This is a genomic window from Tardiphaga sp. P9-11 (assembly GCF_008329525.1).
In the GTDB taxonomy this organism is placed as follows: domain Bacteria; phylum Pseudomonadota; class Alphaproteobacteria; order Rhizobiales; family Xanthobacteraceae; genus Tardiphaga.
The window spans coordinates 1,186,753-1,211,232 of sequence record NZ_NPKQ01000001.1; the positions used below are offsets into that span (position 1 = coordinate 1,186,753).

Sequence of the window (24,480 nt, forward strand, 5' to 3'; positions counted from 1 at the left end):
CTCATGACAAGGCCGGTCTATATCGTCGACGGCAGCCGGACGCCGTTCCTGAAGGCGCGCAGCGGCCCCGGCCCGTTCACCCCGGTCGATCTCGCCGTGCAATGCGGCCGACCTCTCTTGGCGAGGCAACCGTTCGCGCCTGACGCGTTCGATCAGGTGATCCTCGGCTGCGTCAATGTCATCGCCGACGAGATGAATCCGGCCCGCGTGGCCGCGCTGCGCCTCGGCATGGGCGAGGCGATGGTGGCCTTCACGGTGCAGATCAATTGCGGTTCCGGCATGCAGTCGATCGATACCGGCTATCGCTATATCCGCGAAGGCAATGCGGATCTCATTCTGGCCGGCGGAGCCGAAGCGCTCAGCCACGCGCCGCTGGTGTGGCCGCAGAACGGTGTGCGCTGGTTCGCCGGGCTTGCCATGGCCAAGGGTGTGCTCGGCAAGGTGGCGGCGATCGCCAAAGCCCGGCCGGCTTATTTCAAGCCGATCATCGGCCTCGAACGCGGTCTCACCGATCCGATCACCGACCTCAATATGGGCCAGACTGCCGAAAAGGTCGGGCATCTGTTCGGTATCACGCGCGCGCAGGCCGATGCCTATGCCGTCGAAAGTCACAAGCGCCTTGCGCGTGCGCAGGAACAGGGCTGGCTGAAAGGCGAGGTCGAAACCGCCTTCGATCGCAAGGGCAATTTCTACGACCACGATGACGGCGTCCGCGCGGATTCGTCGGTCGACAAGCTCGCGACACTGAAGCCGGTATTCGAACGTCCGTGGGGGCAGGTCACCGCCGGAAATTCCTCGCAGATCACCGATGGCGCATCATGGACGATCCTTGCGTCCGAAGACGCGGTGGCGAAACATGGTCTCACGCCGAAGGCTGTGATCGTCGACAGCCAGTGGTCGGCGCTCGATCCATCGATCATGGGGCTCGGTCCGGTGTTGTCGTCAAACGACCTCCTCAAGCGCAACAACATGACGATCCAGGACATTGAGACCTGGGAGTTGAACGAAGCTTTCGCCACGCAGGTGCTCGGCTGTCTCGCTGCGTGGAATGATGAAAAATTCTGCCGCGAGGTGCTCGGCCTCGATGGTGCGGCTGGCGAGATCGATCGCGCGAAGCTGAACGTCGATGGTGGTGCCATCAGCCTCGGCCATCCGGTCGGCACGTCCGGCAATCGTATCGTGCTGCATCTCGTCAATGCGATGAAGCGGCTCGGCACCAAACGAGGCATCGCCACCGAATGTATCGGTGGCGGCCTCGGTGGTGCGATGTTGATCGAGACGGTGTGAGGGCGTCATGGACAGCAAGATCATGGACGTTCTCGGGGATCGCGTGCTCGAACTAGGCCCCAAGCCTGATGACAGCGGTGCCTATCGCCACTTCAAGCTGACGCGCGATGCCGATGGCGTGGCGTGGCTGCTGTTCGATCGCGCCGATGCCAGCGCCAATACGCTGTCGGCTGTGGTGCTGGAAGAATTCGATCAAGTGCTGAACGCGCTGGAAGCCCAGCGCCCGACCGGCATCGTGGTTCGTTCGGCCAAGACTTCCGGCTTTATAGCCGGCGCCGACGTCAATGAATTTCGCGGCGCCAGCGACCCATTGGAAGTCGAAACGCAGATCAGCCGCGCTCATGCGGTGATCGATCGTTTCGAGGCGCTGAAGATTCCGACGGTGGCCGTCATTCATGGCTTCTGCCTGGGCGGCGGTCTCGAAGTCGCGCTGGCCTGCCAGATGCGTATCGCAATCGATGGCGCGCGCTTCGGTTTTCCGGAAGTCATGCTTGGTCTGCATCCCGGCCTTGGCGGTACCGCGCGTTTCACGCATCTGGTGAATCCGATGCAGGCGATGCCGATGATGCTGACCGGTAAGACCATCGACGCACGCAAGGCGAAGGCGATCGGTCTCGTCGATGCGGTGACCGAGGAGTGCCATGTCCGCAACGCCGTGCGCGATGCGGTTTTCGGCAAGCTCAAGTGCGCCAGGCCGAGCGCGCTGATCCCGATCATGAACTTCTCGCCGGTGCGCGGCATTCTCGCCTCGCGCATGGTGGCGGAAGCGTCGAAAGCCGCGCCGCGTGAGCATTATCCCGCGCCCTATGCGCTGATTGATCTTTGGGAGAAGCATGGCGGCGATCGTGCCGCGATGCTGACTGCCGAGAAGGCGTCCTTTGCCCGCTTGATGGTGACGCCGACGGCGCAGAACCTGATCCGGGTGTTCTTCCTGCGCGAGCAGATGAAGAAACTCGCGGGCGACGGTAACGGGGACATCAAACATGTCCACGTCATCGGTGCCGGTGCCATGGGCGGCGATATCGCGGCGTGGTGTGCCAATCAGGGCCTGCGGGTCACGCTGGCCGATATGAAGCCAGAACCGATCGCCGGCGCCATCAAACGCGCCACCGATCTGTTCGGTAAGATTATCCGCAAGCGCACCGATGTACGCGATGCCCTGGATCGCTTGATCCCCGACATGGACGGCGAGGGCGTGCGCAATGCGGATCTCATCATCGAGGCGGTGTCTGAAAAACTGGAACTGAAGCAGAAGGTTTATGCGGGGTTGGAACCGCGCATGAAGCCGGATGCGATCCTCGCCACCAACACGTCGAGCATTCCACTGCAGGATCTACGCAGCACACTGGCGCGGCCGGAGCGGTTGCTTGGCCTGCATTTCTTCAATCCAGTGTCGCGTTTGCAACTGGTCGAGGTCGTCAGCCATGACGGTGTCGATGCGGAGATGCTGAGGAAGGCAACAGCCTTTGTCGGCGCCATTGATCGCCTGCCGTTGCCGGTAAAGAGCTCGCCGGGCTTTCTCGTCAACCGCGCGCTGACGCCTTACATGCTCGAGGCGATGATGCTGATGGAGGAGAAGGTCGACAAGGAGACCATCGATGCCGCGGCCGAACAGTTCGGCATGCCGATGGGACCGATCGAGCTGGCCGATCAGGTAGGGCTTGATATCTGCCTTGCCGTCGGCGACATGCTGCGCTCCAAGTTCGGCGACCTGCTGCCGCCGACACCTGCCTGGCTCCGCGAGAAGGTCAACAAGGGCGAGCTCGGAAAGAAGACTGGCAAGGGCTTCTATACGTGGCGCGACGGCAAGGCCGAGAAGAGTTCCAGCGCGGTCGCCACAGCGCGGCCGACGCAGGAGATGATCGATCGGCTGGTGCTTCCGATGTCCAACGTCTGTGTTGCGTGTCTGCGCGAAGGCATCGTCGACAATCCCGATGTGGTCGATGGCGCAATGATCTTCGGCACCGGCTATGCTCCGTTTCGCGGCGGCCCGCTGAACTATGCGCGGACGCGCGGAACCGAGAATATCACCGCCACGCTGCGCACGCTGGCCGCCAGGTTCGGCGATCGCTTCGCGCCGGATGCCGGCTGGGAAACTTTTAAGTAATGACTCAATTTGCGGCAGGCCTTGCTCATGACTGAATCAAAGATGCAGCCAGTGACGGGGCTGGATGCGGAACCGACTGGCGATCTCACCATCCGCACGGTGGCGATGCCGGCCGATACCAATGCCAATGGCGATATTTTTGGCGGCTGGCTGCTCAGTCAGATGGATCTCGGCGGCGGCATCTTTGCCGCCAAAGTGGCCAAGACGCGCACGGTCACCGTTGCCATTGAGGCGATGACCTTCCGCAAGGCCGTTCATGTCGGTGACGTCGTGTCCGTGCATGCGGAACTGGTGCGGATGGGCCGTACGTCACTTACCGTGCATATAGAGGCCTGGGTGCTTCGTCGCAACGAAAGCGCCCCGATCCTGGTCACCGATGGCAATTTTACCTTCGTGTCCATCGACGAGGCCGGCCGGCCCCAACCGATCACACGCCCGGACGCGACGATCGCGACCTGAACGATTCCAGACTGACGACGGGAACGAAATACCCCCTTCCAGGTTGGTGGCCCGGAATATGCATCGCCTATCGCGTAGGGGGCCGCCATGTCAGACACTTACATCATCGAAGTCTCATCGCAGGCTGCCGGCATCGTCGTTCGCGATCCCGGTGGGTACAGGTTCTTCGCCGCGTCTCACCGTTTCAACCCGATGGAAGGCCAGCTGTTTCGCAATGCTCGCGAAGCTGAACGCGCTGCTTTCCAGTTCGCAGCACAGGGCAGTCAGACGGCAGTGACGCCTTAAACGGCGACGCCCTGAAGACATCACGGCGGCGAAATCGCATGGCCGCGCGTCAGCGCTGATGCGTTGACCATCGCCGCCAACACCCGCACCATGGAACTGTTCGCTCCGAGGTGCCGTTGTGACTGCTGGCCTGACCCATCGCCAATCCGAAATTCTGAATCATGCGCGTGCCTTCGGGCGCGTAATGGTCGACGACCTCGTGCGCCGTTTCGAGGTGTCCGCGCAGACCATCCGCAAGGATCTCAACGATCTCTGCGACCAGCGCCTGCTCACGCGCATTCACGGCGGCGCCATCGTCGCCTCCGGCGTGGAAAACCTTGCTTATGAAGCGCGGCGATTCGTGGCCGCCGAAGAGAAGAAGGCGATCGGCGTCGCCGCCGCCGCACAGATTCCCAATGGCTCGTCGCTGTTCATCAATATCGGCACCACGACGGAAGAAGTCGCGAGTGCGCTGACCAATCACGAAAACCTGCTGGTCATCACCAACAACCTCAATGTCGCGATGATGCTGTACCGGCATCCGCATATCGAGGTGATCGTCGCTGGCGGCACCGTGCGCCGGTCCGATGGCGCCGTGATAGGCTCCACGGCGATCAAGCTGATCGGTCAATTCAAGGTCGATTACGCCATCATCGGCGCCTCGGCGATCGACGAGGAGGGCGCGCTGCTCGACTTCGACTATCGCGAGGTGCAGGCGGCGCAGGCGATCATCGCCAATGCCCGCAGCGTCATGCTGGTCTGCGACTCGACCAAGCTGCGGCGGTCGGCGGCTGTCCGCATTGCCCATATTAGCCAGATCCAGACCTTCGTCACCGATGTGCCGCTGCCGCCGTCACTGCAGGAGATCTGCCGGAGCCGGGGCGTCCAGGTCATCGCTGCCTTGCCGGGGTCAGCGGATGATTCTGACGACCCGGAACCCGAGCCGACCCCGCTTTAGAGCCTGTTCAGACCCCAAAAACGCCGGTTGCTTTCGCTTTAGGTTGTGGTTTAATCGAAAACGAAAGCCAAATCGCTGAAAGCGAAGATGGCGCGTCCGAAGGAAGGCGCCAGACAACTGGCGCAGGAGGGGAGACGGGGTGGGTCAGATCTACGACCTCGCAATCATTGGTGGCGGTGTGAACGGCTGCGGCATCGCCCGCGACGCCGTCGGCCGCGGCAATTCCGTGTTCCTTTGCGAGATGAACGATCTGGCCAGCGGCACGTCATCGTGGTCGACCAAGCTGATCCATGGCGGGTTGCGCTACCTCGAATATTACGACTTCAAACTGGTCCGCCACGCGCTGCTCGAGCGCGAAATCCTCTGGCAGATCGCGCCGCACATCATCCGCCCGCTGCGCTTCGTGTTGCCGCATCACGCGGGTCTGCGTCCCGCCTGGCTGCTGCGGCTCGGCCTTTTCCTTTACGATTATATCGGCGGCCGAAAACTTCTCCCGGCGACGCGGACGCTCAATCTCACGACGGACGAGACCGGCAAGCCACTGGCGCCCGGGCGCTTCACGCGCGGTTTCGAATATTCCGATTGTTTCGTCGACGACGCGCGCCTCGTGGTGCTGACGGCGCGTGATGCCGCCGACCGTGGCGCGGTGATCCGCACGCGCGCCCGTGCGACCGAGATTCGACAGGCCGATGGCCTGTGGCAGGTTACGGTGCAGGACACGTCGACCGGGGAGCGTTCGACCGTCAGCGCGCGCACGCTGGTCAATGCCGGCGGCCCGTGGGTCGAGAATGTTTTGGCGGTCGGTGCCGGCGTCAATGCGAAGGCGAAAGTCCGCCTTGTGCAGGGCTCGCATATCGTGGTGCCGAAACTCTACAACCACGACCGTGCCTACATCTTCCAGAATGCCGATGGCCGTATCGTGTTCGCTATTCCCTATCAGGACGATTTCACCTTGATCGGCACCACCGATATCGATTATCACGGCGATCCTGCCGATGTGAAAATCTCTGCCGACGAAATCAACTATCTCTGCAAATCGGTCAGCGAATATCTCGCAAGGCCCGTGCTGGCCGAAGACGTGGTGTGGACCTATTCCGGCGTGCGTCCGCTCTATGATGACGGCGCCAATGAGGCCAAGGCGGCGACGCGCGATTATGTGTTCGAACTCGATCTGCCCGGAGGCTTGCCGTTGCTGTCGATCTATGGCGGCAAGATCACGACTTATCGCCGCCTTGCCGAAGAAGCCTTGCAGAAGCTTGCGCCGTATCTGAAGGGCAGCAAAGCGAAGGAGGGCTGGACGGCCCACGCCACGCTGCCCGGTGGCGATTTCGACGTCTCTGCCGTCGACGCGCTCATCGCAGAGCTGTTGCGCGACTATCCGTTCCTGACGCCGGCCCATGCCAACCGCCTGGCGCATGCCTATGGCACGCGCGCGGCGAAGATGCTGGGCACTGCAAAGTCCTCGGTCGATCTCGGTCAGGCCTTTGGTGCAACGCTCACCGAGCGGGAAGTACGCTATCTCATGGCCCATGAATGGGCCGTCAGTGCCGAGGATATCGTTTGGCGTCGCTCGAAACTCGGCTTGCGCTTGTCGAAGGATGAGATCGCGTCGCTCGATCAGTGGCTGCAGGTCAATCGCACCCAGCCTGTAAATCCGATGCGTGAAGCGGGAGCGCGATCATGAGCGTTGCGCTCGATCACGTCTCGCAGATGGTGGATGGCGTCACGACGATCCGTGACGTGTCGCTGACGCTGGAACGCGGCACCCTCAACGTGCTGCTCGGGCCAACGCTAGCCGGCAAGACCTCGATCATGCGGTTGCTGGCCGGGCTCGACAAGCCGGTCCAGGGCCGTGTGCTGGTCGATGGCAAGGACGTCACCGGCGTCGATATCCGCAAGCGTTCGGTGGCGATGGTCTATCAGCAGTTCATCAATTACCCGTCGCTGACGGTCTATGAGAACATCGCTTCGCCGCTGCGCGTGCAGGGCAAGCCGAAAGCAGAGATCGAGACGCGCGTGCGCGGGGCCGCGGCCCTGCTCAAGCTAGAGCCCTATCTGAAGCGCACGCCACTGCAGCTCTCCGGTGGCCAGCAGCAGCGCACAGCGATCGCGCGCGCGCTGGTCAAGGGTGCCGACTTGGTGCTGCTCGACGAGCCGCTGGCGAATCTTGATTACAAACTGCGCGAAGAGCTGCGCACCGAACTGCCCAAGATATTCGAGGCCTCCGGCGCGATCTTCGTCTATGCGACGACGGAGCCCTCTGAAGCGCTTTTATTGGGCGGCAGCACCGTGTGTCTGTGGGAAGGCCAGGTCCTGCAGGTCGGCCAGACCTCCAAAGTCTATCGCCATCCCGAGACTCTCAAGGCCGCCGAAGTGTTCTCCGATCCGCCGCTTAATCTCGTTGCGATCGAGAAGAGGAACGGCAACGTGCATTATGCCGGTGGCGCGACGGCGCCCGCCAGCGGGCTCTATGGAGATTTGGCCGACGGCAGCTACCGCGTCGGCTTCCGCGCGCATCAGCTCGAAGTCGCTAGCGGTCTCGCTGGACGGCATGCGTTTTCGGCCGAAGTGACCGTCACCGAAATCACCGGATCGGAAAGCTTCGTCCATCTGAAGCGCGGTGCATCGAACTGGGTCGCGGTGCTGCAGGGCGTTCATGAATTCCAGCCCGGCCACATGCTCGACGCTGTGCTCGATCCCGCCAATCTGTTTGTCTTCGATGGCAGCGATCGTCTGGTCGCCGCTCCCAACATGACGCAGGGAGCGTAAACATGGCCCGCATCGATCTCGTCGATCTCGCGCAGTCCTATAGCGGCAACGATGCCGATCCGGAATCGTTTGCACTGAAGCCGATCTCCATGACCTGGCGCCAGGGCGGGGCCTACGCGTTGCTCGGCCCATCCGGCTGTGGCAAGACCACGCTGCTCAATCTTATTTCGGGCATCGTCACCCCGACGCGTGGCCAGATCCTGTTCGACGGCAAGGACATCACGCCGCTGTCAACACAAAAGCGCAACATCGCGCAGGTGTTCCAGTTTCCGGTGATCTACGACACCATGACGGTCGGCGAAAATCTCGCATTCCCGCTGAAGAATCGTGGCGTACCGAAGGCGCAGATCGATGCGCGCGTCGCCGAGATCAGCGAGCTGCTGGACCTCACGCCTTACCTCGGTCGCAAGGCGACACGGCTGACGCCGGATGCCAAGCAAAAGATCTCGCTCGGCCGCGGCCTGGTGCGCTCCGATGTTGCCGCTGTGTTGTTCGACGAACCCCTGACGGTGATCGACCCCGCCCTGAAATGGGAGCTGCGCTCCAAGCTCAAGGCGCTGCACCGCGCGCTGGATCTAACCATGATCTACGTGACTCACGATCAGACCGAGGCATTGACCTTCGCCGATACGGTGGTGGTGATGCATGACGGTCGCGTCGTACAATCAGGCACGCCGCAGGAGCTATTCGACAAGCCGGCGCATACATTCGTCGGCTACTTTATCGGCTCGCCTGGGATGAATATCGTTCCCGCCGAAGTCAGTGGCCGCGAGGCGCGTATTGGCGGTCATGTCATCGCGCTCCAGCGCAGCTACGACAGGATGTCCGCAGACGCGACGATCGAAATCGGCATTCGCCCCGAATTCGTCCATGTTGCAACGCCCGCGCCGGGCTTGCTGCAGGCGCAGGTCGAGCGCGTTGACGATCTCGGCCGCATTAGCTTCGCGCGCGTTCGCATCGGCGGGGTCAAATTCGCCGCGCGCGTGCCGCAGGGATTTTCTATCGTCGGCAGCGAGGTCGGGCTGGTGTTCGATCCCGGCCGGGTGCACGTTTACGCCGACAGCCGTCTCGTTGAAGGGACCGCATGATGGACAAGACCGTCAACCAAAAGGCCTGGTTCCTCGTTCTGCCGGTGTTTCTCATCGTGGCATTCTCTGCGGTGCTGCCGCTGATGACGGTGGTGAACTATTCGGTGCAGGACACCTTCGGCAACAACCAGTTCTTCTGGAACGGCGTCGGCTGGTTCAAGGAATTGCTCGATCCCTCCAGTGATCTCGGCGGGCGCTTTTACGCCTCGCTGGCGCGCAATCTCGCTTTCTCCGCGATCATCCTGGCCATCGAAGTGCCGCTCGGTATTCTGGTCGCGCTGTCGATGCCGCGTGACGGCTGGCGTGTCGCCGCGTGTCTGGTGATCCTCGCGCTGCCGCTACTGATTCCATGGAACGTAGTCGGCACAATCTGGCAGATATTCGGGCGCCCTGACATCGGTCTGCTCGGCTACACGCTCAATCATATGGGTATCGACTACAATTACGTGTCGAACGAATTCGATGCCTGGGCCACCGTCATCGTGATGGATGTCTGGCACTGGACCAGCCTCGTTGCGCTGCTGTGTTACGCCGGCCTGAAGTCGATCCCCGATGCCTATTATCAGGCGGCACAGATCGACGGTGCATCACGCTGGGCGGTGTTTCGTGCGATCCAGCTGCCGAAGCTTAACCGCGTGCTCTTGATCGGCGTGTTGCTGCGCTTCATGGACAGCTTCATGATCTATACCGAGCCTTTCGTGGTCACCGGCGGCGGCCCCGGAAATTCGACCACCTTCGTCTCCATCGAGCTCGTCAAGATCGCGCTCGGCCAGTTCGATCTCGGCAAGGCCGCGGCGCTGTCGCTGGTCTACAACATCATCGTGCTGATCGTGTGCTGGATATTCTACACGGTGATGACGAATGTCGGCGTCGATCACACCAAACGCGAGGGAGCGGTCTGATGCATACGATCCCTGGACGCCGCATTATCCTGTTGTTGTTCCTGATCTTCCTGTTGCTGCCGATCTACTGGCTCGTGAATATGAGCTTCAAGACCAATGGCGAGATCGTCTCGACGATGACGCTGTGGCCGCATGCGCCGACGCTGGCCAATTACACGCGCATCTTCACCGATGAGAGCTGGTATTCCGGTTACATCAACTCGCTGAAATACGTCATCATCAACACCATCCTGTCGATCTCCTTCGCGCTGCCCGCGGCCTATGCGTTCTCGCGCTATCGCTTCCTCGGCGACAAGCACCTGTTCTTCTGGCTGCTGTCGAACCGGATGGCCCCGCCAGCGGTGTTCGCATTGCCGTTCTTCAATCTCTATTCGGCCATCGGCCTGTTCGATACGCCTTGGGCAGTGGCGCTGGCGCATTGCCTGTTCAACGTTCCGCTCGCCGTGTGGATTCTTGAAGGCTTCGTGTCCGGCGTGCCGCGCGAGATCGATGAGACCGCGTTTCTGGACGGCTATTCGTTCCCGAAATTCTTTATCAAGATCCTCGTGCCGCTGATCGCGTCGGGCATCGGCGTCGCCGCGTTCTTCTGTTTCATGTTCTCCTGGGTCGAACTGCTGCTCGCGCGCACGCTGACCTCGGTGAACGCCAAGCCGATCTCGGCTGTCATGACGCGCACGGTGTCGGCCTCAGGCATGGATTGGGGTCTGCTCGCTGCAGCCGGCGTGCTGACCATCATCCCCGGTGCGCTTGTTATCTGGTTCGTCCGCAATTACATCGCGCGCGGCTTCGCGCTCGGCAGAGTCTAGGGAGGTCATCATGGAAAACATCGCATGGATGGCCTGGACGCCGCCGACCGCGATCTTCTTTGCGCTGCTGGCGATCACGCTGGGCACGATGACATGGCTCGCGGTCGTCTATCCCGAGGCCGAGCGCGTCGGCATCCTGCGCATTCCCACAACGCGCGGCGACCGGCTGTTCCTGTCGCTGATCGCGGCTGCCGTCATCCACCTGTTGTGGATTGGCTTCGTCGGCTCGGATCCGATCGCGACGCTGCCGATCGGTGAGGAAGGGCTTGAGATCTCGAACCTGTGGTTCGCGACAGTGATTTCGCTGATATCAGCCGTGGCGATTTTTCGCACCGTCTGACGAGTGAGGAAGGTCAGGTCCGGGATCAATCCGGGGCTGAAAACATGAACGAGGGAGGACGTTATGAGACAACTGATATCACAGGTCCGTCGTGGGCCGACACGCCAGGTCATGATGACCAGCGCCGCTGCGCTGATCGTCGCGACCGTGACGCTCGCCGCACCGGCGCGCGCCGACGATGCGACCGCAAAGAAGTGGATCGACAGCGAGTTCCAGCCATCGACGCTGTCGAAGGAAGAGCAGCTGAAGGAACTGCAGTGGTATGAAAAGGCCGCGCAGCCCTTCAAAGGCATGGAGATCAATGTCGTCTCCGAAACCATCACTACCCACGAATACGAAGCGAAGACGCTGGCCAAGGCGTTTAGCGAGATCACCGGCATCAAGCTGAAGCACGATATCATTCAGGAAGGTGACGTGGTCGAGAAGCTGCAGACCCAGATGCAGTCCGGCAAGAATGTCTATGACGGCTGGATCAACGATAGCGATCTGATCGGCACGCATTTCCGCTACGGCCAGACCATCGCGCTGACGGATTACATGACCGGCGAAGGCAAGGACGTCACAAGCCCGACCCTCGACCTCAAGGACTTCATCGGCACGCCTTTCACCACCGCGCCCGACAAGAAGCTGTATCAACTACCCGATCAGCAATTCGCCAACCTTTACTGGTTCCGGTACGACTGGTTCACCAATCCCGACTACAAGGCAAAATTCAAGGCCAAGTATGGCTACGATCTCGGTGTTCCCGTGAACTGGTCGGCTTATGAAGATATCGCCGAGTTCTTCACCAACGACATCAAGACGATCGATGGCGTCAAGGTCTATGGCCACATGGACTACGGCAAGAAGGATCCGTCGCTCGGCTGGCGTTTCACCGACGCCTGGCTGTCGATGGCCGGCAACGGCGACAAGGGTCTTCCGAACGGTCTGCCCGTCGATGAATGGGGCATCCGCATGGAAGGCTGCCGTCCGGTTGGTTCCTCCATCGAGCGCGGTGGCGATACCAACGGTCCGGCCGCCGTGTATTCAATCGCGAAATATCTCGACTGGATGAAGAAATATGCCCCGCCGCAGGCGCAAGGCATGACCTTCTCGGAGTCGGGTCCGGTGCCGGCACAGGGCAATATCGCCCAACAAATGTTCTGGTACACCGCTTTCACCGCCGACATGGTGAAGCCGGGTCTCGCGGTCATGAATGCCGACGGAACGCCGAAGTGGCGCATGGCTCCGTCGCCGCATGGCTCGTACTGGAAGGAAGGCATGAAGCTCGGCTATCAGGACGTTGGTTCGGGCACGCTGCTCAAATCGACTCCGCCGGATCGCCGCAAGGCAGCGTGGCTGTATCTGCAGTTCATCACCTCGAAGACGGTGTCGCTGAAGAAGAGCCATGTCGGTCTCACCTTCATCCGTGAGAGCGACATCTGGGACAAGTCGTTCACCGAACGTGCGCCGAAGCTCGGCGGTCTGGTCGAGTTCTATCGCTCGCCGGCCCGCGTGCAATGGTCGCCGACCGGCAACAACATCCCGGATTATCCGAAGCTGGCGCAATTGTGGTGGCAGAACATCGGCGACGCGTCGTCCGGTGCGAAGACTCCGCAGCAGGCGATGGACTCGCTGGCCGCGGCGCAGGACTCGGTGCTTGAGCGTCTTGAACGATCCAAGGTTCAGGGCGAATGCGGACCGAAGCTGAACAAGAAGGAAACCGCCGAGTTCTGGTACGCGAAGTCGGCGAAGGACGGCAACATCGCGCCCCAGCGCAAGCTGGCCAACGAGAAGCCGAAGGGCGAGACGGTGGACTACGACACGCTGATCAAGTCGTGGCCCGCGACCCCGCCGCAGAAGCGCGCGTCGGCGAACTGAGGCGAACTTCCTGAACAAACAAAAAGGCCGGGAGCGATCCCGGCCTTTTCTCTTGTTGTCATTCCGGGGTCGTGCCCGCAAAGAGGCGTGCGCGCCCCAGAATGACGTGCTTACTCCGCCGCCTGCTTCGCGCCCAGCACGGGATAATCCGTGTAGCCCTTGGCGCCACCGCCATAGAATGTCGCCTTGTCGGCCTCGTTCAACGGTGCACCGGTCTTCAGGCGCTCCACCAGATCCGGGTTCGAGATGAACGGCTTGCCGAAGGCGATCAGGTCAGCCGCGTTCGCTTCGAGAACCTTGTTGGCGAGTGCGAGGTCGAAGCCGTTATTAGCGATATACGTTCCGCTGAAGCGCTTGCGCAGGCTGGCGTAATCGAACGGGGCGTTGTCACGCGGGCCGCCGGTCGCGCCCTCGACGACATGCAGATAGACCAGCTTCTCAGCACTGAGCCCGTCGGTGATGTAGTCGAACAGCTTTTGCGCCTGCGTGTCGGCGGCAGCATCGTTGGCCGGTGTCACCGGCGAGATGCGGATGCCGGTTCTGTCGCCGCCGATCTCCTTGGCAACTGCCGCGGCCACTTCCAGCATCAGTTTGGCGCGGTTCTCCAGCGAACCGCCATAGGCGTCGGTGCGCTTGTTGGTGCTGTCACGCGCGAATTGCTCAAGCAGATAACCGTTGGCGCCATGGATCTCCACGCCGTCGAAACCGGCCTCGACTGCATTGGCAGCGCCGCGTGCGAAACTGTCGATGACGCCTTGAATTTCACCCAGCTCCAGCGCGCGGGGCTCCGAGACGTCGGTGAAGGTGTTGTTGACGAAGGTCTTGGTGTTGGCGCGGATCGCCGAAGGGGCCACCGGCGCACCGCCATTCGGCTGCAGGCTGACATGCGAGATGCGGCCGACGTGCCAGATTTGCATATAGATGTGACCGCCCTTGGCATGCACGGCCTCGGTCACCTTCTTCCAGCCGGCGATCTGCTCCTTGGTGTAGATGCCCGGGACGTCCTGGTAGCCCTGGCCCTGCTGCGACACGGGTGTGCCTTCGGTCACCAGAAGGCCGGCGCTGGCACGCTGGCTATAATACTCGACCGCCAGCGGATTCGGTACGTTGCCCGGCAATGCGCGATTGCGCGTCAGCGGCGCCATCACTGTGCGATTGGTCAGCGTGTTCTTACCAAGTTTGTAGGATTCGAAGAGTTTGGACGTGCTCATGTTGAATGATCCAGCGATGAAAGGTGAAATCGAGTTGGGCATCATGCAGCGCATTGGCAATATCGCTGCGCTGCATGTCGTTGGTTCAGGATAAAGCGATCGTGGCGACGACGGATTGAATGATCATGATCTCCCTATCGGCCGGCCAGTAGTCGAATATCCTTTGATGATGGTCCGGCTTACTGCGCGCCGAGGAAGTCGCGCTTGCCGATTTCGACGCCGCTATGCCTCAGGATGCCGTGGGCGATGGCGATGTGGAAGTAGAAGTTCGGCAGCGAGAAGCTGCTCAGATATTGCTGGCCCGTCATGGTCGTGGTCTTGCCGCCCCCGATCGGAAACGTGACCTCACGTGCGTCGGCGCCTTCGAATTGCGTGGGCGTAAAGCCTTTCACATAGTCGATCGCTTTGGCCAGCCGCTGCTTCAATTCACCGAAGGTTTTCTCGGTGTCTGGCACCGACTGCGGCTCGTTCTGGGTGAGCCGGGCACAGCCGCGCATCGCCTGGTCGCAGGCGACCTGAACCTGGCGAGAGAGCGGCAGCATATCCGGATAGAGCCGCGCGCCGAGCAGTGCCTCCGGCTCGATCTTCTTCGCCGCGACGTGGGCTTCGGCCTTGTCGAGAATAGCCGAGAGGCTGCTGAGCATCTGCAAATAGGCAGGCACGGCGGAATCGTAAAATGACATGGGATGCTCTTTTGTGAGGCGTTTCGAGGCGTGCAGCGGCGGGCGATCAGAAAGATGCTGCTGCATGGACTTGGGGCGCGGCCAGCCGAATTCAACCGCCCCGGCCTCACAAAAGAGAAGAAATTTCGAGCGTGATCCCGAGACGTGGATACCGTTTCTCGGATCGGACCTAGCGCCCGGATTTCAATGCGGCAAGCAATTCGGCCGTCGGCCACGAGTCCGCCGGCAGGCCGAACTTGACTTGCATCGCCTTGACGGCGGTGCGGCTCTGCTGTCCGAGAATGCCGTCGATCTTGCCGACATTGAAGCCGCGCTTGGCCAGCAATTGCTGCAGTTCGCGCAATTCAGGATGTGACAACTGCGCGACAGGGGCGGAGGGCTGCCGCATCTTCGATGCGCCGGCGATGCGCGTCGCGAGATAGGCCGCGGTGGTCGAATAGATCAGCGAGTTATTCCATTCGGTATAGGCGGCGAAATTCGCATATGCGAGGAAAGCTGGGCCGTGGCGGCCCATCGGCAGCAGCAGCGAGGCCGGCATGCTGTCGTTCGGCAGGGGGCGCCCGTCGGGATAGCTGACGCCGAATGACGCCCATTTGGCGCGTGGCAGTTGAATGGTGAGATCGGCCTGATCCCAGGGAACGCTGTCGGAAACGCGGACCTCCTGCAGCCACGGTTCGCCGCGCCGCCATTTCAGGCCGGTGGAAATGTAATGCGCAGTCGAGCCGATCACGTCGGCAGGGCTACGCAGCAAATTGCGATGGCCATCGCCGTCATAGTCCACGGCATAGTTGAAGTAGTGTGTCGGCAGAAATTGCGTCTGGCCAAGTTCGCCGGCCCATGAGCCGATCATCTCCGCCGGCGACAGATCGCCACGATCGATGATCTTGAGCGCGGCGATGGTCTCGTCCTGAAACATCTTCGAGCGCCGACAATCATAAGCCAGCGACACCAGCGAACGCAGCGTCTGCAGATTGCCCATCTGCACGCCGAAGTCGCTTTCCAGCGCCCAGAACGCGGCGATCACGGCCGGCGGCACGCCATACTCTTTCTCGGCGCGTGCAAAGGCCGCAGCATTGGCCTTGATCTTCAACTGCCCGTTCTGCATCCGGTAGTCCGCCGCCATGCGTCCGGAAAATTGCGTGAACAATTGCCCGAACACCCGTTGGCCACGGTCGCGATTGACGATGCCCTGGTCGTAAACGAGGTAGGGCGAAGCCTCCGCCATCGCGCGCGGTGACACGCCGGCGGCGACGGCCTGCTGTTTCAGCCCGGCCAGGAATTGATCGAAGCTCTGGCCGCCATGGCAGGACGCGCTGCGCTGGGCGGAGGCGGGGGAGGCGAGAGTAGTAGCAGTCAAGACCGCGACGACTGCCGCAACTTGCTTCAACACCGATATTCGCAGCATGAGCAGACCTCTCTTCACGTCATGCCCGGGCTTGACCCGGGCATCCACGTCTTACAACGGCTATTGCTTAAAACAATGATCGCGATGCCAACTTAGGAAATGTGGATGCGGGCGCTGAGACGCTCGCTGAGGTGGAAGTGCACGACCGTTCTTGTTCACAAGAGCGCGCACGCTCTCAAAGTCATTCACGTGGCGCGAAATCATGATTTCGAGATCGTCCGAAAGGCTGATTAACCCACGATCAAACATCCAGTGAGCAGTGCCCGAAAGAGCGATTCCGTTGTTGATGATATCTGGGCCATTCGCTTCGACCGGTCGGATATGAGCCGCATCGACCTCTGCCCGACCGCCACCATTGATCAACTTCAGTCCGGTTACTGCGCAGCGTCGGTCGTAAGCATCAAGGATAACGCGGCGGAAAGTCCGATCCCGCACAGTTCTTGAGGTAAGGAAGCTCAGGCGATCTCGCGTTTCTTCGAATTGGAAGGGGGCTTGCTCCTCATTGAGATGGGGAGGCGACGCGATGTCACCAATTCTTGGCAGGATCTGAACGGTCTCATCTAGCCCGCGCGTAATAATGCGTTCGAAATCGCTAGGGTTTATTGGACGAACTGCCGACTGGGCTCGTCCTGAAATCCGCCCCTGTTCATTGAGGACCCCGCGTTCAACGACGCCGTCAGTATCGGAAAATGGAACTGGGGTCGCGAATTCGAGATAGCTCGATGGCTCGATTAACGCGAGGTACATACTCGCTGCTGAAGGATCGGGGATGATCTGCTGAACTTTGGCAATGGCAAAGTAACCACGCGTCGCTTCGACCTTACGTGGCTCATAATAAACGATCCAATCGCCAACGAAGTTCTCCGCGCGACTAAGATACTGGCTGGGAAATTGATACTGCTCAGCCGGGCTGTCGTCGTAGATCGAATCCGTACGATGAATGAAGACCCCAAATCCCATGCGGTCTGTATAGCATGGCTTTTCTCTGTGCCCAGATAGCTATGAGTTACAACTCTCGCGCATTACTGAACGCAAAGCTCGACACCCGCCGTGTGTTCTCGTCCAGGATCAGGCTCCGTGTGATCGGCGGCTCGGCGCGCTGGCTGCAGTTCTCGCGTTCGCACAGCCGGCAGTTGACGCCGATCGGTGTGCCTTCGGTCTTCTCCAGATCGAGGCCCGCCGAATAAACCAGCTTGCCGGCGTGACGGATCTCGCAGCCGAGGCCGATGGCGAAGCGGGGTTGCGGCTGTGGATGCGGAGCCGCGGGCCGGCGCAGCGTCTGCGCAATGGAGAAGTAGCGGCTGCCATCGGGCAGTTCGATCACCTGCTGCAGCAGCCGATCCGGCGTATCGAAGGTCGAATGCACATTCCACAAGGGACAGGTGCCGCCGAATTTCGAGAATGGAAAGGTGCCCGACGAAAACCGTTTCGACACGTTGCCGGCATTGTCGACGCGGAGCATGAAGAACGGCACGCCGCGGGCATTCGGCCGCTGCAGCGTGGTGAGGCGGTGGCAGATCTGTTCGAAGCCGACATTGAAGCGCTGACCGAGCACCTGAAGGTCATAGCTCAGCGCTTCCGCGGCGGCGTGAAACGCGCCGTAAGGCATCAGTACGGCGGCGGCGAAATAATTTGCAAGCGTAATGCGATAGAGCCGGCGTGGCGTGTCGTCCAGCGGGCCGGCGCGGCCGACGATGGTCTCGAAATGCGATGAACATTCGACGAGGCCGATCTGGAACGCGACCTGAAACGCGCGGCCGGGTGCATCGACCATTTCCGAGATCAACAATTGCCGGCGATGCCTATCGAAGCGCCGCAGCGTTTCGCGCATCACGTCCACCGGCATGATGCGGGTGACGATCGAATATTTGTCCCGCAGCCGCGTGCTCAGCGCCGCAAACAGATCCTGCGAGGGTACATTGATCTCGTCGCGCAGGCTCTCGGCAGCCGCTTCGAGTTCGGGGAAGTAATTGCGGTTGGCCTCGATCAGGTCGCGCACGCGCTCGATCGGGTTGGCCTCGAACTGCGCGCCCTCATGCCGATCGGCCATCTGCGCCGCCACCATCGTCTCGCCGCGCCGCGCCTCGGTATAGGCCGCATAGAGCCGCTGCAGCGAATGCGTCACGCCAGGGCAGAGTTCGGCGAGGTCGCGCAATTCCTGTTTCGGTAAATCGATCTGGCGAAACAGCGGATCGGAGAAAATCTCGTTCAGTTCTGCAAAGAAGCGATCCTCATCCGCCGTTGCGAGATCGCGCAGATCGAGGTCGTAGGTCTCGGCCAAACGCAGCAGCAGTTGCGCGGTGACCGGCCGCTGGTTGCGCTCGATCAGGTTGATGTAGCTCGGCGAAATCCCGAGGCCCTCGGCCATCTGGGTCTGCGACAGGCCCTGTTGCTGCCGGATGCGCCGGAAGCGCGGCCCCACGAACAGTTTCTTGCCGGACTCGCCTGCCATCGCCGCATCACTCGTTTGTGACAAAATTTACAAAATGACATTTATTACAAGTCGTGATGTTACATCACATCACCATTCAAACACAAGGCAGCTAGCGGTTTCGGCCGATATGGCGTTATCTCATCACACGGTGAATGCATCGCATGTCACGAATGTCGATATTAAGATATACAGGAGCACGACATGTCACACGGTAGCAATTTCTGGGTCATCGGCGGTGAGTTTGGTTCGATGAACTTCCACAAGCTGGTCGAGGGCTCGGCCCAGGTGCAGGGCCCGTTCAAGACGCGCAAGCAGGCCGAAGAAGCCTGGAAGACCGTGTCGGAAGAGAATCGCCACCGCGCCGGCGTCCGCTTCTCCATCGTCGAAGAGCCGAGCCGTCAGGTCGCCTGAGCTTAGCGCCGGACGCGTCCACGCCTCTGGATTGGCGCAAGCCTGCCGCTAGAAAGTCATAAGAAGACGTCCAAGGACGTCAACGGCCTCATCCGGGCAACCGGGTGGGGCCGTTGACGCGTTCAGGAGGCAAGTCTCTGGAAACAAACGGTCTTTCCGGCACTCGTAGTTACTGATAGGTTACTGCCGGTGGATGGCGCGCTCAGGCGGTCAGAAAGAGATCCAGCGTGGCGAGTAACGGGACGAAGCCTGTCGAGGAAGCCAAGCCGATGCGTCTGCGCGACGCCCTGCGTCAGGCCCGTATCGAGGCGGCCGATCGCACCGGTGTCGTCGTCGAGCTGCGCGACGCCGAAGTGGCGCGGCTGGAGATTCTTAACGAGGCGCTCGATCCGCTGTTCGCCGAAATTCCTCCAGGAATCGAGATGTTCGACCGAGGCGTCAGCCAGGGCGACACGCCGCGGCTGTGGATCGACATGGTCGCCCATGTGGTGATGGGGCGCGACAAGCGCATGTATCGCTTCGTGCAGGACACCCGCCATGGCCGCGTGGTGCTGGCCGAGGCGCATGACGTTCCGACCATCGTGAAAGCCGTGACCAACTATATCGCGCGCCGCATGATCGAGCGTGAGCATGCGCTGGTGACGATGCTGCCGCCGCAGGTGCCGACATCGGTGAAGAAGCCGCGCAGCCGGTTCTGGAGTTTTGTGTTTGGAATTCTCGTCGGCGTCATCGGCCTGTTTGCGCTGGCGCTGTTCGTCTCAGTGCGCGGGCACTAATCTCACTGTCATTCCGAGGCGTGTTACACCAGCATCACCCGCTTGATCTCATGCACCATATTGCTGTCGCCGAATCCCCGCACCGTTTGCTCGCAACGCCAGCGTTCTCCGTCGCGTTCGATGGCGAAGAGATTGTAGGCTGATGCCGGCTTGTGGCCGTGCGCAACCGACGATGCCGACGGCGCGCCGATAGCGGGAATGCGGCGCTGCGGGCCGTCGAACCACATGGTCGAATGGATATGGTCGTGACCGTGCAGGATCAGTTCGACGCCATGGCGCTTCAGCAAGGCCTGCAGCGCATCTGAATCCGTCAGGCTCTTGTGCCAATGCTTTGAGCGCAGTGGATGATGGATCAGCAATACGCGAAACAGATGCGCGTCGGCGAGGCCTCCAAGCATAAGGCCGAGCGCGTTGAGTTGCGCGTCGCCGAGCCAGCCCGTTGCCATGAAGGGCGCGGTCGGTACGCTGGAGGACACGCCGATCAGTGCCAGCGGACCGCGGATACGCAGGAACGGAAAGCGCGCATCGGGGGTGCCGTCACTGCGCATATAGTCGCCGAATGTCTCGGCGAAACGTTCGGGTGCTCCGCGCACATAGGCGTCGTGATTGCCGGGGACTAGCGAGACCTTGTCCGGTGTCCCCACGCTTTCGATCCAGCGGCGCGCGCGCGGGAATTCAGCAGTCAGTGCAAGGTTTACGAGATCGCCGGTGATGGCGATATGGTCCGGTTGCTGCGCCTGCATGTCGCTGACGATGACATCGAGCATGTCGCGGCGGTGGATCAGGTGTCGGTTGCGCCGCCAGTTCAGGTAGCCGAGCACGCGCTGCCCCAGGAGCTCGCGCCATTGCGGCTCCGGCATCGGCGGAACATGTGGATCGGACAGATGGGCGAGGGTGAAGGCCGTCATCGGAAGCAATCTGCCCCTGCGCGTGTGTGAACAAGCCGGATCAATGCGCCCTCATGCCTGTGAAATCCCTGCATGTTTTGGCAAGGTGGGGCATATGACGCAAGCACCCACCGTGTCGCCAGCCAGGAATTTACCGCGATGACCTCACCGACGTTGCGGCAGCGGCTGGAGCCGACCTTGCGCAAATTCGTGCATCTGTATTTCCGCTTCGCGCGCGGGATGACGCTGGGCGTCCGCGCCGTGGTGCTCGATGCCGATAATCGCGTGTTTCTGGTCCGGCACACGTATGTCACCGGCTGGTATCTGCCCGGCGGCGGCGTCGAGGTCGGCCAGACCTTTCGCGAGGCGTTGGATATGGAGCTGCGGGAAGAGGGGCGCATCGAACTCACGGGCGAGCCGGTTCTGCATGGCGTCTTTCTCAACAGCCATGTCTCGATCCGCGATCATGTGGTGGTCTATGTGGTCAGGCAATTCCGGCAGGACCGGCTGCCCGAGCCCAATCGCGAGATCGCCGAAACCGGCTTCTTCGCACTGGACGCATTGCCCCACGACACCACAGAGGGCACAAGGCTGCGGCTGGCCGAGGTCTTTGACGGCAAGCCGATCAGCGCCATCTGGCGGGGATAGTCCCGGCGCGCCCGGCAATGGACCGCGCGCCCGCCAGATGCTATCCCGCCTCCCGACATGAATGACCTCTCTCTGACCATCCTGGCGGAAACCGCCAATGACGCCCAGATCATCGAACGGCTGCACGCCCGTACCTTCGGCCCGGGCCGTTACGTGCTGTCAGCCTACCGGCTGCGCGAACATGTCAGTCATCTGCTCGACCTGTCGTTCACCGCGCGGATCGGCACATTGCTGGTCGGCTCGGTTCGGCAATTGCCTATCTGTGTGGGCGATACGCCGGCCCTGCTGCTCGGGCCGCTGACCGTGGAGCCGCCGTTCCGCAGCCGTGGTGTCGGCCGCAAGCTGCTGGATCGCGCCATCGCCGATGCGCGGACGAAGGGCCACAGGCTCATCGTGCTGGTCGGCGACGAGCCCTATTACAGCCGGGTCGGTTTCAAGGCGATCCCGAAGGGCAATGTAACCATGCCGGGTCCGGTGGATCAGAACCGGCTGCTGGTGCTGGAGCTGGTCGAAGGTGCCGCTGCGGGTCTCGCGGGCGCCGTGCGTCCGGACTGGGACGCAGCGAAGTAGCTTCTCCACCAAACGCTGTCATTCCGGGGCGCAGGCAGCGCGAGCGGCATGCGAACCCGGATTCTCGGAATCGCTAAGTGCCAGAGCCGCACGGGATTCCGGGTCTGCGCCGAAGTCGGCGCAGCCCCCGACACGCCAATTGGCGTGTCGGGGAATGACGAGTGTGTGTGGAAATCAGAACTTTACACTCGCAAACGCCCGCACATTGAGCCCGGGTTGCAGGACGTTGTCCTTATTGTAGGACACCGCGTTGCGGATGTTCTCGTTCAGGAGATTGTTGCCGACCACGCCGAGGGTCATTTCCTTGGCGCCGTAGATGCGCGGATCGAGCAGGGTCTTGTAGCTCACTTCCGCCTTCAGCAGATTGTAGCCCGATGTCGGTGTCTCCGCGATGGGAGCAATGTCGTTCTGCGCGAAAGCATGCAGCATGTTCACGCGCGCAAACCAGTTGGCATCGCGCCAGAACAGGCCGCCGCCGGCACGCACCGGCGGGATCCGCGGCACATTGGTGCCGTCGCTGAAGGTCGCGCGCACGATGTCGGCCTGGGTCTCGATGCCCCATGTGCCGCCATAGATCTGCGCGACGTCGAGCTGGCTCTGGAATTCGCCGCCGCGGAACGTGGCGTCACGCTGCGAATAGATCGCCTGGTTCAGTTCGAGGCCGAGGCCCGCCTGGCAGACGCCATCCCCGCAAGTGTTGCCGGTCAGGCGGCGATAGATGAAGCCGTTATACTGCGTGTAGTAGCCGGTGAACTCGAAGCGGAACGGCCCGGCAGCGCGGCGCAAGCCGAGTTCGACCGACTTCGCCGTCTCGATGCCGAGATTGGGATTGCCGATATCGAAGGTCTCGGTCGCATCGTGTCCTCCGCGCGAGAACAGTTCGGCGGGCTTCGGTGCGCGTTCGGTATATTGCGCGGTGATACTGGCGGAGAGGCCGTACCAGGGCAAATCCTGGATCAGGCCGATGCTGCCGCTCTTCGGCGTGAAGGTCAGGTTGCGTCCGACTGAGGGACCGATTGCGCCGGGATCGGCATTGAGATCGAACTCGTTCGGGATAGACGATGGTGTCGTGCCGGACAATTCAACATGCTCGATGCGGCCGGCGATCTGGGCTTTCGTGGTTTCGGTGAACTTGAACTCGTTGAAGCTGTAGCCCGCGACCCGGGTGTTCTTGTTCGGATCCCACAGACCATTGAGAGGGCTGCCGATGTCATCGGGGCTCGGTGCCGTCAGTTCTTGGTGGTTGACCTGCAGACCGAAGGCCGAAGTGATCGTGGCGAAACGTGCATTGAAGGGCATCATCTGCACTTCGAGCCGGCCTTCCTGCTCCTTGTTGGTGAAGGTCTGGCGCACGCCGTCGCTGGTCGGATCGGTCGCATCGGCAAGGCCGATTTCGTTGTGCTTGTAGTTCGTTGCGCCGACCCAGAAGCGGATCGCCTCGATGGCGGCGGCATCCGGGCGATATTCACCCTTGGCCGTGAACTTGGTTTGCTGACCGGCGATGCGCGTTCCGACCTGCGCACCCTCGACGCCGGGGATGCGATAGGTCGTATTGTTCTGGGTGATCGCTGCGCCGAGATAGCCGCCATCGAAGAAATATGATCCGCCGACTGACGCGCCGCCCGACTGCATCGACGAGTTCGGCTGTTTTCCGTTGAAAGCCAACCCAGGGGCGGCATAGGGATAGCTCGGCACATTGTAGTCGCCGGCCTTGCGGCCATAGACGTCGGCATGAACGGCGACATTGCCGCCGCCGGCATCGAGCAGGATGCCGCCATCGACGCCGCGGTCCACCGAACTGAATGAGGTGCGGACTTCAGCATTCATGCAGCCCGGCGCGGCAAGATTGGCAGCCGGTGCCTTCGCCGGCAGGCCATAGCTCTGGAACGGGGATGCAACGGCGCAGTTCGGCAGCGCGTCGGGAATACGATTGTTGGATGAGCTGACAACGCCACCGATCGATTGCGAGCCGTAGCGCAGCGTCGCCGGGCCGCGGATGACTTCGACCTGATTGGCAGCGAACGGATCCACCGGCACGAAATGGTCTTCGCCGAGGTCCGAAGCGCCATTGCTGCCGATACCGTTTTCGACGATGCCGACGCGGTTGACGTCGAGACCCCTGATGATCGGGCGGCTCGATGCGCCCGGTGCGTAGCCGGAGCCGGTGATGCCGGGCTTGTTGGCGAGGAGGTCGCCGAGCGTCGAGGCGCCGGAGCGGCGGATCTCGTCATTCGGCACCACGGTGACAGTGGCGAACTGATCGGTGACGATGGGCAACTCGCCCTGCTGCGCCTGAGCCGGCGGCTCGGCCTCGACGGGCACCGGTGCGGCATTGCGGTTGGGGGCGGCGCGCGTGACATGCGTGTGGGCGGTGCGTGCCGGCACCGGCTTGCGGCGCACGATCGGGCTTGGTGCTGTGACTTCCACGGCGGGAAGCTGCGTCTGCGCCAGTGCAGATTGTGGGAGGCAGCTCAGTCCCACCGCAGCGGATGTGCCGAGCAGGAGGGCGCGCTTGACTTGAATCGACATGGGGTTGTCCTGACTTTACCGGCTGCGCATCGTTGCGCTTGGGCCGGGACTCGCGATGATGCGAATCTCACTTCGGTTACGCTGCG

At 61.6% G+C, this 24,480-nt stretch carries 23 protein-coding genes; 16 read left to right on the forward strand and 7 right to left on the reverse strand.

Annotated elements, in window-relative coordinates; translation table 11 throughout:
* Nucleotides 1-3 precede the first annotated feature (3 nt).
* The 12 genes from CIW50_RS05445 to CIW50_RS05500 all read left to right on the forward strand — a co-directional run bounded on the left by CIW50_RS05445 (nucleotide 4) and on the right by CIW50_RS05500 (nucleotide 12,840).
* Nucleotides 4-1,287, forward strand: coding sequence for an acetyl-CoA C-acetyltransferase (locus CIW50_RS05445; RefSeq protein ID WP_149530182.1), 1,284 nt, complete (start codon nucleotides 4-6; stop codon nucleotides 1,285-1,287).
* Between the two features lie 7 nt (nucleotides 1,288-1,294).
* On the forward strand, nucleotides 1,295-3,394 hold the full coding sequence (locus CIW50_RS05450) for a 3-hydroxyacyl-CoA dehydrogenase NAD-binding domain-containing protein (protein ID WP_149530183.1): 2,100 nt from the start codon (nucleotides 1,295-1,297) through the stop codon (nucleotides 3,392-3,394).
* 27 nt (nucleotides 3,395-3,421) lie between these two features.
* On the forward strand, nucleotides 3,422-3,853 hold the full coding sequence (locus tag CIW50_RS05455; RefSeq protein ID WP_149530184.1) for an acyl-CoA thioesterase: 432 nt from the start codon (nucleotides 3,422-3,424) through the stop codon (nucleotides 3,851-3,853).
* Nucleotides 3,854-3,940: 87 nt separating this feature from the next.
* On the forward strand, nucleotides 3,941-4,138 hold the full coding sequence (locus tag CIW50_RS05460) for a hypothetical protein (protein WP_149530185.1): 198 nt from the start codon (nucleotides 3,941-3,943) through the stop codon (nucleotides 4,136-4,138).
* A gap of 118 nt (nucleotides 4,139-4,256) precedes the next feature.
* Nucleotides 4,257-5,075 carry a DeoR/GlpR family DNA-binding transcription regulator gene (locus CIW50_RS05465; RefSeq protein WP_349636736.1) on the forward strand — a complete coding sequence of 273 codons (819 nt, stop codon included), beginning with the start codon at nucleotides 4,257-4,259 and terminating at the stop codon, nucleotides 5,073-5,075.
* A gap of 139 nt (nucleotides 5,076-5,214) precedes the next feature.
* Nucleotides 5,215-6,759 carry a glycerol-3-phosphate dehydrogenase gene (gene glpD, locus CIW50_RS05470; RefSeq protein ID WP_149530187.1) on the forward strand — a complete coding sequence of 515 codons (1,545 nt, stop codon included), beginning with the start codon at nucleotides 5,215-5,217 and terminating at the stop codon, nucleotides 6,757-6,759.
* Nucleotides 6,756-7,844, forward strand: a complete 1,089-nt coding sequence (locus tag CIW50_RS05475) for an ABC transporter ATP-binding protein (protein WP_149530188.1) — start codon at nucleotides 6,756-6,758, stop codon at nucleotides 7,842-7,844. Before glpD ends, CIW50_RS05475 begins: the two co-directional genes overlap by 4 nt.
* Nucleotides 7,845-7,846: 2 nt before the next feature.
* Nucleotides 7,847-8,932, forward strand: a complete 1,086-nt coding sequence (locus tag CIW50_RS05480) for an ABC transporter ATP-binding protein (RefSeq protein ID WP_149530189.1) — start codon at nucleotides 7,847-7,849, stop codon at nucleotides 8,930-8,932.
* On the forward strand, nucleotides 8,932-9,834 hold the full coding sequence (locus CIW50_RS05485) for a carbohydrate ABC transporter permease (protein ID WP_149530190.1): 903 nt from the start codon (nucleotides 8,932-8,934) through the stop codon (nucleotides 9,832-9,834). Before CIW50_RS05480 ends, CIW50_RS05485 begins: the two co-directional genes overlap by 1 nt.
* Complete coding sequence (locus tag CIW50_RS05490) at nucleotides 9,834-10,640, forward strand: carbohydrate ABC transporter permease (protein WP_149530191.1); 807 nt, start codon at nucleotides 9,834-9,836, stop codon at nucleotides 10,638-10,640. The genes CIW50_RS05485 and CIW50_RS05490 overlap by 1 nt, the downstream gene beginning before the upstream one ends.
* A 10-nt stretch (nucleotides 10,641-10,650) precedes the next feature.
* Complete coding sequence (locus tag CIW50_RS05495; RefSeq protein ID WP_149530192.1) at nucleotides 10,651-10,980, forward strand: DUF2160 domain-containing protein; 330 nt, start codon at nucleotides 10,651-10,653, stop codon at nucleotides 10,978-10,980.
* 114 nt (nucleotides 10,981-11,094) lie between these two features.
* A complete protein-coding gene (locus tag CIW50_RS05500; RefSeq protein ID WP_172980238.1) occupies nucleotides 11,095-12,840 on the forward strand; it encodes an ABC transporter substrate-binding protein in 1,746 nt (581 codons plus the stop codon).
* A 110-nt stretch (nucleotides 12,841-12,950) separates the two neighbouring features.
* Here the strand turns inward: CIW50_RS05500 and CIW50_RS05505 are convergent, their stop codons facing one another.
* The 5 genes from CIW50_RS05505 to CIW50_RS05525 all read right to left on the reverse strand — a co-directional run bounded on the left by CIW50_RS05505 (nucleotide 12,951) and on the right by CIW50_RS05525 (nucleotide 18,591).
* Nucleotides 12,951-14,051 (reverse strand): alkene reductase, encoded by a 1,101-nt coding sequence (locus CIW50_RS05505; RefSeq protein WP_149530194.1) that lies wholly within the window; start codon nucleotides 14,049-14,051, stop codon nucleotides 12,951-12,953.
* Nucleotides 14,052-14,230: 179 nt separating this feature from the next.
* Nucleotides 14,231-14,734, reverse strand: coding sequence for a DUF1993 domain-containing protein (locus tag CIW50_RS05510; protein WP_149530195.1), 504 nt, complete (start codon nucleotides 14,732-14,734; stop codon nucleotides 14,231-14,233).
* A gap of 169 nt (nucleotides 14,735-14,903) precedes the next feature.
* Complete coding sequence (locus tag CIW50_RS05515) at nucleotides 14,904-16,139, reverse strand: lytic murein transglycosylase (RefSeq protein ID WP_149530196.1); 1,236 nt, start codon at nucleotides 16,137-16,139, stop codon at nucleotides 14,904-14,906.
* Between the two features lie 60 nt (nucleotides 16,140-16,199).
* The gene (locus tag CIW50_RS05520) at nucleotides 16,200-17,099 is read right to left on the reverse strand and encodes an HNH endonuclease (protein WP_149530197.1); all 900 of its coding nucleotides are present in this window, start codon (nucleotides 17,097-17,099) and stop codon (nucleotides 16,200-16,202) included.
* A gap of 46 nt (nucleotides 17,100-17,145) precedes the next feature.
* Nucleotides 17,146-18,591, reverse strand: a complete 1,446-nt coding sequence (locus CIW50_RS05525) for a helix-turn-helix domain-containing protein (RefSeq protein ID WP_149530198.1) — start codon at nucleotides 18,589-18,591, stop codon at nucleotides 17,146-17,148.
* Nucleotides 18,592-18,774: 183 nt separating this feature from the next.
* Between CIW50_RS05525 and CIW50_RS05530 the strand changes: the two genes are divergently transcribed.
* Both CIW50_RS05530 and CIW50_RS05535 read left to right on the forward strand, forming a co-directional pair.
* Complete coding sequence (locus tag CIW50_RS05530; RefSeq protein WP_068733054.1) at nucleotides 18,775-18,984, forward strand: DUF4170 domain-containing protein; 210 nt, start codon at nucleotides 18,775-18,777, stop codon at nucleotides 18,982-18,984.
* A gap of 269 nt (nucleotides 18,985-19,253) precedes the next feature.
* Nucleotides 19,254-19,760: a hypothetical protein gene (locus tag CIW50_RS05535; protein WP_149530437.1), complete on the forward strand. Its 507-nt coding sequence runs from the start codon at nucleotides 19,254-19,256 to the stop codon at nucleotides 19,758-19,760.
* A 23-nt stretch (nucleotides 19,761-19,783) separates the two neighbouring features.
* Here CIW50_RS05535 and CIW50_RS05540 read toward each other — a convergent pair whose 3' ends face one another.
* Nucleotides 19,784-20,668 carry a metallophosphoesterase family protein gene (locus tag CIW50_RS05540; protein ID WP_149530199.1) on the reverse strand — a complete coding sequence of 295 codons (885 nt, stop codon included), beginning with the start codon at nucleotides 20,666-20,668 and terminating at the stop codon, nucleotides 19,784-19,786.
* A gap of 138 nt (nucleotides 20,669-20,806) precedes the next feature.
* Here CIW50_RS05540 and CIW50_RS05545 point away from each other — a divergent pair, with 138 nt between their 5' ends.
* On the forward strand, nucleotides 20,807-21,295 hold the full coding sequence (locus tag CIW50_RS05545; protein WP_149530200.1) for an NUDIX domain-containing protein: 489 nt from the start codon (nucleotides 20,807-20,809) through the stop codon (nucleotides 21,293-21,295).
* 57 nt (nucleotides 21,296-21,352) lie between these two features.
* Nucleotides 21,353-21,865, forward strand: a complete 513-nt coding sequence (locus CIW50_RS05550) for a GNAT family N-acetyltransferase (protein WP_149530201.1) — start codon at nucleotides 21,353-21,355, stop codon at nucleotides 21,863-21,865.
* Nucleotides 21,866-22,039: 174 nt separating this feature from the next.
* On the opposite strand, the gene CIW50_RS05555 is transcribed toward CIW50_RS05550, so the two are convergent.
* Nucleotides 22,040-24,394, reverse strand: a complete 2,355-nt coding sequence (locus tag CIW50_RS05555) for a TonB-dependent receptor (RefSeq protein WP_149530202.1) — start codon at nucleotides 24,392-24,394, stop codon at nucleotides 22,040-22,042.
* Nucleotides 24,395-24,480 lie beyond the last annotated feature (86 nt).

What these genes read in the sequence shown, in the direction of transcription:
- CIW50_RS05445 (WP_149530182.1), top strand. Translation starts at nt 4, where the DNA reads ATGACAAGGCCGGTCTATATCGTCGACGGCAGCCGGACGCCGTTCCTG.
- CIW50_RS05450 (WP_149530183.1), top strand. Translation starts at nt 1,295, where the DNA reads ATGGACAGCAAGATCATGGACGTTCTCGGGGATCGCGTGCTCGAACTA.
- CIW50_RS05455 (WP_149530184.1), top strand. Translation starts at nt 3,422, where the DNA reads ATGACTGAATCAAAGATGCAGCCAGTGACGGGGCTGGATGCGGAACCG.
- CIW50_RS05460 (WP_149530185.1), top strand. Translation starts at nt 3,941, where the DNA reads ATGTCAGACACTTACATCATCGAAGTCTCATCGCAGGCTGCCGGCATC.
- CIW50_RS05475 (WP_149530188.1), top strand. Translation starts at nt 6,756, where the DNA reads ATGAGCGTTGCGCTCGATCACGTCTCGCAGATGGTGGATGGCGTCACG.
- CIW50_RS05480 (WP_149530189.1), top strand. Translation starts at nt 7,847, where the DNA reads ATGGCCCGCATCGATCTCGTCGATCTCGCGCAGTCCTATAGCGGCAAC.
- CIW50_RS05485 (WP_149530190.1), top strand. Translation starts at nt 8,932, where the DNA reads ATGGACAAGACCGTCAACCAAAAGGCCTGGTTCCTCGTTCTGCCGGTG.
- CIW50_RS05490 (WP_149530191.1), top strand. Translation starts at nt 9,834, where the DNA reads ATGCATACGATCCCTGGACGCCGCATTATCCTGTTGTTGTTCCTGATC.
- CIW50_RS05495 (WP_149530192.1), top strand. Translation starts at nt 10,651, where the DNA reads ATGGAAAACATCGCATGGATGGCCTGGACGCCGCCGACCGCGATCTTC.
- CIW50_RS05500 (WP_172980238.1), top strand. Translation starts at nt 11,095, where the DNA reads ATGACCAGCGCCGCTGCGCTGATCGTCGCGACCGTGACGCTCGCCGCA.
- CIW50_RS05505 (WP_149530194.1), bottom strand. Translation starts at nt 14,051, where the DNA reads ATGAGCACGTCCAAACTCTTCGAATCCTACAAACTTGGTAAGAACACG.
- CIW50_RS05510 (WP_149530195.1), bottom strand. Translation starts at nt 14,734, where the DNA reads ATGTCATTTTACGATTCCGCCGTGCCTGCCTATTTGCAGATGCTCAGC.
- CIW50_RS05515 (WP_149530196.1), bottom strand. Translation starts at nt 16,139, where the DNA reads ATGCTGCGAATATCGGTGTTGAAGCAAGTTGCGGCAGTCGTCGCGGTC.
- CIW50_RS05520 (WP_149530197.1), bottom strand. Translation starts at nt 17,099, where the DNA reads ATGGGATTTGGGGTCTTCATTCATCGTACGGATTCGATCTACGACGAC.
- CIW50_RS05525 (WP_149530198.1), bottom strand. Translation starts at nt 18,591, where the DNA reads ATGGCAGGCGAGTCCGGCAAGAAACTGTTCGTGGGGCCGCGCTTCCGG.
- CIW50_RS05530 (WP_068733054.1), top strand. Translation starts at nt 18,775, where the DNA reads ATGTCACACGGTAGCAATTTCTGGGTCATCGGCGGTGAGTTTGGTTCG.
- CIW50_RS05535 (WP_149530437.1), top strand. Translation starts at nt 19,254, where the DNA reads ATGCGTCTGCGCGACGCCCTGCGTCAGGCCCGTATCGAGGCGGCCGAT.
- CIW50_RS05540 (WP_149530199.1), bottom strand. Translation starts at nt 20,668, where the DNA reads ATGACGGCCTTCACCCTCGCCCATCTGTCCGATCCACATGTTCCGCCG.
- CIW50_RS05545 (WP_149530200.1), top strand. Translation starts at nt 20,807, where the DNA reads ATGACCTCACCGACGTTGCGGCAGCGGCTGGAGCCGACCTTGCGCAAA.
- CIW50_RS05550 (WP_149530201.1), top strand. Translation starts at nt 21,353, where the DNA reads ATGAATGACCTCTCTCTGACCATCCTGGCGGAAACCGCCAATGACGCC.
- CIW50_RS05555 (WP_149530202.1), bottom strand. Translation starts at nt 24,394, where the DNA reads ATGTCGATTCAAGTCAAGCGCGCCCTCCTGCTCGGCACATCCGCTGCG.